The sequence below is a fragment of the Acetobacterium tundrae genome (assembly GCF_008086615.1).
Taxonomy (GTDB): Bacteria; Bacillota; Clostridia; order Eubacteriales; family Eubacteriaceae; genus Acetobacterium; species Acetobacterium tundrae.
Genome location: NZ_RXYB01000028.1, coordinates 19,719 through 27,376 on the forward strand (window position 1 = coordinate 19,719; position 7,658 = coordinate 27,376).

Genomic DNA, 7,658 nt, shown 5'->3' on the forward strand with positions numbered 1-7,658 from the left:
ACTAGAAACCGCCTTTCATATTTTTTATGCCTGATAAAATATCATCCACCGACAATTGCCGACCATCATATTTCAGAATACTGTTGTTACAGCAAATAAGGGCTTCCTGGCGGATCAGAGCGGCAAGTTGCCCGGTGGCATTCTGCTCGACGTTAATTATTTCAACAACCTGTGCCGCATAATATTTTAGTTGGTTCATGGGCAGCGGATAAATATCGCCAAATAAAAGGGCACCATAATTTTTTACATCGGCATTGAGAATATCCACGGCCTCTTTTATGGCACCGCTTGTTGAACCGAATCCCAGGAGTAAAGACTGACAGTGTTTATACCCATAAAATTCAGGTTCAATGAGTTCATCCTTTAATAAATCCAATTTATGCATCCGTTTTTCCACCATTTGGTTACGAAGACTGGCAGATTCGGTAATTTGACCAAATTCATCGTGTTCATCGCTATCGACACGCACTAGGGCTTCGGTTTTTCCCGGAATACGGAGTGGGGAGATACCACTTGCGGTAAGCGCATAGCGACGATAGCATTCTTTTTCTGGCAAGGCATCGGGCTCGGGGGAATAGGTGACAATATCATTAGTATTTAAGATTGGCAGGGTTGTGGTGGAATCAGCCAGATATTGATCGCTTAAAAGGATCACCGGCATTTGATATTTTTTAGCCAAAGCAAAACTTCGAGCCGTTTGATAGAAACAATCCGCGTGATCTCTTAAAGCAATAACCATCCGGGGAAATTCCCCCTGGGAAGCAGAAATGACAAAATTTAAATCACTTTGTTCGGTCCGGGTGGGAAAGCCGGTAGCCGGTCCGGGGCGCTGAACATCAACAACTACCAGCGGAATTTCGGCAATTCCGGTGAAGCCAAGGGCCTCAACCATTAGAGAAAAGCCTCCGCCAGAGGTTCCTGTCATTGCCGGTGCACCGGCGTAAGAAGCGCCAATCGCCATGTTGATTGCGGCAATTTCGTCTTCGGCTTGTTCTACTGCCACATTCATTTTATTGCCATGAACGTAGAAAAAATCCAGAAGTGTTGTTGAAGGAGACATCGGATAGGCAGAATAAAATTTTAGTCCTGAAGCTAGAGCCCCCAAGCCAATAGCGGTATTGCCCGATAAAAGGATCTGATCTGATGTCTGAACAGGATCAAAATTAAATCGTGGTTTCACCAAACTATAACCTTTTTCTAAAGCGCTTAAATTTACGGCAACTAAATCAGCGCGTAAATTGGTTTTAAAAATATCCGCTGCTGGTGTTAGCGAAAAATCGAAAAGCTTAAGCAGTGATCCAATCGCGACACTGCTGATAACCTTTGGATTGCCAATTTTTTTTGCCGCCTCTTTCAAGGGTAATCTAATCACACGGTCATCATCAATGATTAAAGAATCATCACATAAAATAAAACCATCACTGGAAAGTTGATGGCAGTGCTCTTTATAGGTTGTTTCATCAATGGCAAAGAGGCCGTCTAAGGCATCCCGATGAGCAGCAAGAGGGATATTGCCAAAGCGTATCTGTGTGAAATTATGCCCACCTCGCACCCGGGACATAAAATCACGAATCGTAAAGAGATGACAGCCTGATTGTTTCAAAATTTTTTCTAAAAGAGCGGACATGGTTTCAATGCCATCTCCGGCAGCTCCGCCTAATAATATATTATACATTTTTCACTCCTATCGTTGATTAATGTTGTAAATCATATCATATAAAGAATAAACCAATTAATTGTAAAATAATTATTACAGTGTCAATACTATTTTGCAATTAACCTTATTTAATTTATTTACCCAATTATTTTCATTCTAAAAGGACCGATTGGATTTTCTTGGTTATTTTATGTGAAAGCCATAAAAAGTTAAAGAATGGTTGATAATTTCTTTAGTAAAGCATATAAATTAAATACACAGAGTTAAGAACGATTGATTCGAATAAATTGTTTTATATTATTATAAAATGAGTTAGCAAAGAATTCCTTAAAGAAATTATTTTGCCTTGTAAATTAAGGATTAATACGTTATAATATCTAAGTCGTGCTAGACGGAGAGTTAGCGGTGCTTTGTAACCTGCAATCCGCTGTAGCAGGGTTGAATTCCCCACCGAGGCTTCAGGTTTTGAGGTCTGCCGGAGGAAAGTGGTGTTGACAGTTGGACCCTTCGCAATAGAAACTTATGAACCCCGTCAGGTCAGGAATGAAGCAGCGGTAAGTAAGATCTTTTATGTGCCGGAGGATACTCTGGCTCGAGCTAACTGCCAAAGTAACGCTTGGAAGCTGTTTGTCGAAGTGGGGTGCACGGCAAAAAAGTATCTTAATGACTCTTTAAATACCAAACCGTGTTTGGTGTTTTTTTTTGTGCGAAAAATGCAGATAATTAATGGCCTTCATGGAATAAAATTTAGGGATAATCTATAATTTAACAATTATTCTTGCTATAATGGTAAAAATATAAAAAGTATGTCTGCATCTAAATGATTTGGTGGACGTGTAGAATAAACTTACAGAAAAGAGAGGAAAAGCGATGCGATTTTTTCAAGTAAAGCCGGCCATTTATTATGGAGAGGGTGCCTTAAAAGAAATAGAGAATTATAATTTTAAGAAGGTGTGTATTGTCACCGACCAAGGGATGGTTAAATTTGGTTTATTAAAAATGTTAACTGATCTGTTGGATGAAAAAGGAATCGATTATCACGTCTTTGCAGACGTTGAATCCGATCCCTCTACGGACATTGTGGAAAAGGGATTAATGCACATTATTATGAATAAGCCGGATGCTCTGATTGCCATCGGCGGGGGGTCGGTTATCGATGCCGCAAAAGCGATTATTTATTACTGTGTCAATTTCAAACGGATTATTTTTGAAGATGAATACGTTCATAAACCGACTTTTATTGCCATTCCCACAACAGCGGGAACCGGTTCAGAGGTGACCGAATATGCCGTGATCACAGACAAAAAAAACAATACAAAAATTCCCTTAACCGATATATTGATGATGCCGGATGCGGCAATACTGGACTCCAAGCTCCTTGAAAGTGTACCAGCCGGGTCAACAGCGGCTACCGGAATGGATGTCATGACCCATGCCATCGAATCATTTATTTCAACGGGAAACAATCCATTTGCCCGCTGTTATGCCAACAAGGCCGTTGAATTGGTGTTCCGAAGCTTGCATTGCAGTTATGCGGATGGTCATGATCTTGAAGCAAAGTCGAGTATGCAAATTGCATCCTGTATGGCAGGGATTGCTTTTAACAGTGCCGGCTTAGGGATTACGCATAGTATTGCTCATGCAATTGGGGCTTCTTTCCATTTGCCTCACGGACTGGCCAATGCCATTGCTCTGCCCTATGTCATTAAATTTAACGGTGTGGATGAAAAGGTTCAACACCAGTATGCGCGCCTGCTTAGCGGTTCCGGAATATTGAACATATCCGGAGATGCCACCGACACCCTCTACAATAGCGTGGTAGCACTCAATAATTCTTTGAATATTCCCGCTTCATATAAAATATTTGGCATAGCTGAAGAGGATTATCTCAAAGCCCGGGATGAAATGCTGGGCAAAGCCATGGCCGATGTTTGTACATCAACGAATCCAGTGGAAGTGACCCGAGCAAGTCTGCAGATGGTTATGGATCAGACTTATTACGGATTTTAAATAGAACCTTTAAGGTAGCATTAAATTTTAATAGCAAATGCTTTGTCTTTAAGCTCAGCCTCAGTGTATCTTACACTGAGGCTGAATTTGGTTAACGAAAGAGGAGGACAATTTATGATGCCACTAAAGGAATGATATGCTGCAAGACAAAATCATCTTCATTTTTATAAGTGTAGTAGCTTTTTATCGTTGGTGTTTCAAAATCCCGTAAGGGAATCGAGATCAGGGAGCCATCCTCAAGGTATGATGAGATTAAACTCCTTGGCAGGAAGCTGTATCCGAGGCCATCCAATAAATAAGGAATTAATTTGCTGCTATTATCAATTTCAAAAGCAAATTGATAATGGGGCGGAAACAATTCACGGATGAATTGCCCCACTTTTTGAAGTGCAAAATTACAGAATAAGTAGTCCAGTGAAGGTAAGTCATCCTGATAAATCCCGCTTGCAAATTCAGTGTTGTTTTTGACGGTAACCAGGAGTAATTCATCCTCTTTAAATGGAATGCATACATAGCCTTCCTTATTATAAGGAATATAAGTAAAAGCGATGTCGATTAAGCTATCCTGAAGAAATGCGAGCAGATCAAAGGAATGATTAATCACAACTTTTATTAAAATGTTCAAATCATTGGCTTGGACCGACCGAATGATCGGGAATAAGCAGCTTTCATAAATGGAATTGGTCGCACCGAAGCGAACAAGCCGCCGCGTAAAATCCGATGAATTGATCTGCTGAATGGCCGTTTCTTCAAGATCGACTAGTCGTTTAGCGTAACTCAGAAACAATTCTCCTTCCAAAGTTAGGGCAACCATTTTTTTAGTTCTTAAAAACAGCTGTTTTCCGACCGCTTTCTCCAGCTCATTGATGCGATTTGTGACCGTAGACTGGGCGACAAAAAGAAGCTTTGCAGTTTGGGTGAAATTTTTAGTTGACGATAATTGGATAAAAGTTTTTAATAGTTGTGAATCCATAAGTAACTCCTGTAATCATAAAATCGAATTATTAAGATCGATATAATTCATTTCACAAATTATATATTATCTTGTATAATAAATCAACGCATGAAAAAAGAAAAATTATCAGGAGGGTGATATATATGGAAGACTGGAATGTGAAACTGTATAGTCAATTTGAAAAAGAACGGGCACAGCCTTCAATTGATTTGGTAAACAGAATTGGGGAAGGCTCTTTTAAGAGAATAATCGATATTGGCTGCGGATCGGGAATGAGCACAATCCCATTAAGAAATCGGTTTATACAAGCAGAAATAGTCGGAGCTGATGCCTCAACATCAATGTTAAATAAAGCCAGAGAAACGATGGACGATGTGACTTGGATACAAAGAGATTGCAGCAGACCGTTAACGGATTTAGGGAAATTTGATTTAGTCTTTTCAAATGCGGCACTTCAGTGGTTTGAAAACCAGGGAAATGTGATTAAAAATTTAAGCGATATTCTTTTGCCGGAGGGTTTGCTGGCAATCCAAATACCCTATTTTTCGGCAATGACCATAAAAAACTGCATTGCAGAAACAGTCAAGACTTATGACGCTGATACGTTTATCGGAATTGAAAAAGAGCTGTTTAAATCTTATCCACCGGAATTTTATTATGATGAACTGACAAAACATTTTTCAAAGATTGAATTATGGCAGACAAATTATTTTCATATTATGAATAAGCATGAAGAAATTTTAGAATTTTGTAAAAGCACGGGGTTGAGACCCTATGCAGAAAGATTTGAAGGACCCGAAAAGATTATGTTTTTTCAACGGGTACTTAACGAAATTAAGAAGCAATATCCGGCTCAAGAAAACGGTAAAGTTTTATTTGAGTTTAAACGCATCTTTTTTATGGCTAAAAAATAATTGGATAAATTGAACAAAGCGTGTTCATTAAGAGCGCTTGCAATTTCAGCGGATGATTTAGTACTGGGCTTGTCATCAAGCAGAAGGAAAGAAGTGGGGGTAAAAGGATGACAATGACGATTGTTTTTTATGGGGTGGCAGCGGCTGGCTTAATCCTTTCTTTTGCAAAAAGCAAAGAAAAAACAAAGCTGGCACTAAAGAAAGCCTGGAAAGCTTTTGAAAATATAATGCCTCAATTTTTAGGAATTATTCTTTTAATCGGGCTGTTGCTGAGCGTGCTTTCCGCGGAACAGATTTCTGGTTTGATTGGAAAAGACTCTGGTTGGATTGGCGTTATCATTGCTTCCATTATCGGCTCCATTACCTTAATACCTGGTTTTGTGGCATTTCCATTGGCGGCGGCTTTGTTGGAAAACGGTGCCGGATATATGCAGATCGGCGCTTTTGTATCGACACTGATGATGGTGGGAATTGTAACCATGCCGATGGAATTTCTTTATTTTGGTAAAAAAGCAACATTCTTAAGAAATGGGATGGGCTTTGTTTTTTCAATTTTAGTTGCGATTGTCATGGGGGTTTTACTTTAATGAATAAGAAAAGAATGGAAATACTGAAGCGATATCAGTTTTTACTCGTTATGCTGGTGGGAACCCTCATTATTTTAGCTGTTAATCCTGTTTTGGGGATACACGTTTATGGGCTGGCATGGGATAATGTTTTAGGAATGTTAGGTGTGCTTCCGCCTATATTTATTTTAATCGGATTATTGGATGTTTGGGTAAAAAAAGAAACGATGGTGAAATATATGGGCAAAGATTCAGGAATCGTGGGAATATTATTGGGCTTTTTTCTTGGATCAGCGGCAGCAGGACCCCTCTATGGCGCTTTCCCAGTGGCTGGAGTCTTTCTCAACAAAGGCAGCCGACTTTCCAATGTATTGATTATTGTCGGCGCCTGGGCTTCGATGAAAATACCATTGCTATTATTTGAAGTATCGGCGATGGGATTCAAATTCACGCTGATTCGTTTTGTAATGGATATTTTTGGGGTGTTAATTATTGCTTACAGCATTGAAAAAATTCTTACCGATGAGGAGGAACGTCAAATTTACGAGTTAGCGAAGAAGATGAATTAAAAACAATTGTAAAATAAAAACTCCCATTCATATTTTTTTGTGAAGGGAGCTTTTTTTAAGTTAAATAGTAGTTTTAAATTTGTGCTTATTTAACTGTGGATAAAGTTACAACATTGAAGCAAATAAAGTAACGCCGACAATAATAGCAATCAATATTAAAACAAAAGCGACAATATTTAAAATTATTAGAACCAGGCCAATTGTTTTTCCAGTTTTTGCTTTTTTGTTGCTGGGATCTGCTTCAAGTTCCTTTTTCCCATTGATAAAAGCTAAAATGGCAAATACTAAACCAGCAATACCGACAATTGAAGATAACCAGCTGAGATTGATAAAATTAGAACTGATTATAGAAATTAAAATGTTGGCAGCAATGCAAATCAGTGAAAGCATACCAAAAGAATAACCCTTCATTCCAAATTCAAAATTCATGATACCCCCCTTTCCATACCCACCGATTAAAATTAAATAGGTACGATTTCTTTTCCTTTGTTATAGTTTTTTACCCGCTGTTATTATAAATAAACAGATAATTTTTTTAAAATAATTGATCCGATTCCAACTCATTCTTAACCATAATCGTCCTTTTATCTGCTTTTCTTTTTTTGAAAATTGACAATAGAATCGTGCCGGTAAAGAAGACAACGAAAAAGATGATCAGAATAATGAAGCTATTCCAGAATTCGTCGGTAATGACACCGCTGATTGAATCTTTAAACACTTTAACCGAGTAGGTCATCGGCATAAAAGGGTACAGTACGTTGAAAAATTTTGGCAATGTTTCCATTGGAAAGGTTCCGCCGCAGGAGGTTAACTGCAGAATCAGCAGCAGCAGGGCCGCCAGCTTGCCGAGATCACCCATGTGGACAATACAGAACTGAACAATTGCGAAAAAGGTCATGGATACCAGGCAGGCTGAAATGAAGTACAGTCCCTGGTGACCAATTTGTAGTCCCAGCGCATATTTGATGATGACTTCCAATAAAACGG

8 protein-coding genes and 1 other RNA gene are annotated in these 7,658 nt (G+C 38.9%); 5 read left to right on the forward strand and 4 right to left on the reverse strand.

Going from position 1 to position 7,658, the window contains the following annotated elements; genetic code table 11:
* Window position 1: 1 nt before the first annotated feature.
* Window positions 2-1,675, reverse strand: a complete 1,674-nt coding sequence (locus tag FZC40_RS15445) for a 2-oxoacid:acceptor oxidoreductase subunit alpha (RefSeq protein WP_148605968.1) — start codon at window positions 1,673-1,675, stop codon at window positions 2-4.
* Between the two features lie 364 nt (window positions 1,676-2,039).
* On the opposite strand from FZC40_RS15445, the gene ffs reads away from it, so the two are divergent.
* Together ffs and FZC40_RS15455 are read left to right on the forward strand one after the other, a co-directional pair.
* An RNA gene (gene ffs, locus FZC40_RS15450) (signal recognition particle sRNA large type) lies at window positions 2,040-2,305 on the forward strand.
* A gap of 222 nt (window positions 2,306-2,527) precedes the next feature.
* Complete coding sequence (locus tag FZC40_RS15455) at window positions 2,528-3,667, forward strand: 1-propanol dehydrogenase PduQ (RefSeq protein WP_148605970.1); 1,140 nt, start codon at window positions 2,528-2,530, stop codon at window positions 3,665-3,667.
* Between the two features lie 112 nt (window positions 3,668-3,779).
* On the opposite strand, the gene FZC40_RS15460 is transcribed toward FZC40_RS15455, so the two are convergent.
* Window positions 3,780-4,640 carry a LysR family transcriptional regulator gene (locus FZC40_RS15460; protein WP_148605972.1) on the reverse strand — a complete coding sequence of 287 codons (861 nt, stop codon included), beginning with the start codon at window positions 4,638-4,640 and terminating at the stop codon, window positions 3,780-3,782.
* A gap of 125 nt (window positions 4,641-4,765) precedes the next feature.
* On the opposite strand from FZC40_RS15460, the gene FZC40_RS15465 reads away from it, so the two are divergent.
* The 3 genes from FZC40_RS15465 to FZC40_RS15475 all read left to right on the forward strand — a co-directional run bounded on the left by FZC40_RS15465 (window position 4,766) and on the right by FZC40_RS15475 (window position 6,671).
* Window positions 4,766-5,536: a methyltransferase domain-containing protein gene (locus FZC40_RS15465; RefSeq protein ID WP_148605974.1), complete on the forward strand. Its 771-nt coding sequence runs from the start codon at window positions 4,766-4,768 to the stop codon at window positions 5,534-5,536.
* Between the two features lie 107 nt (window positions 5,537-5,643).
* A complete protein-coding gene (locus tag FZC40_RS15470) occupies window positions 5,644-6,123 on the forward strand; it encodes a permease (RefSeq protein ID WP_207706737.1) in 480 nt (159 codons plus the stop codon).
* Window positions 6,123-6,671 (forward strand): permease, encoded by a 549-nt coding sequence (locus FZC40_RS15475; RefSeq protein WP_148605975.1) that lies wholly within the window; start codon window positions 6,123-6,125, stop codon window positions 6,669-6,671. Before FZC40_RS15470 ends, FZC40_RS15475 begins: the two co-directional genes overlap by 1 nt.
* 105 nt (window positions 6,672-6,776) lie before the next feature.
* Here the strand turns inward: FZC40_RS15475 and FZC40_RS15480 are convergent, their stop codons facing one another.
* Window positions 6,777-7,100, reverse strand: a complete 324-nt coding sequence (locus tag FZC40_RS15480) for a hypothetical protein (protein WP_148605976.1) — start codon at window positions 7,098-7,100, stop codon at window positions 6,777-6,779.
* A gap of 106 nt (window positions 7,101-7,206) precedes the next feature.
* On the reverse strand, window positions 7,207-7,658 hold a 452-nt coding region (locus FZC40_RS15485), incomplete at its 5' end, for a YhgE/Pip family protein (RefSeq protein WP_207706738.1).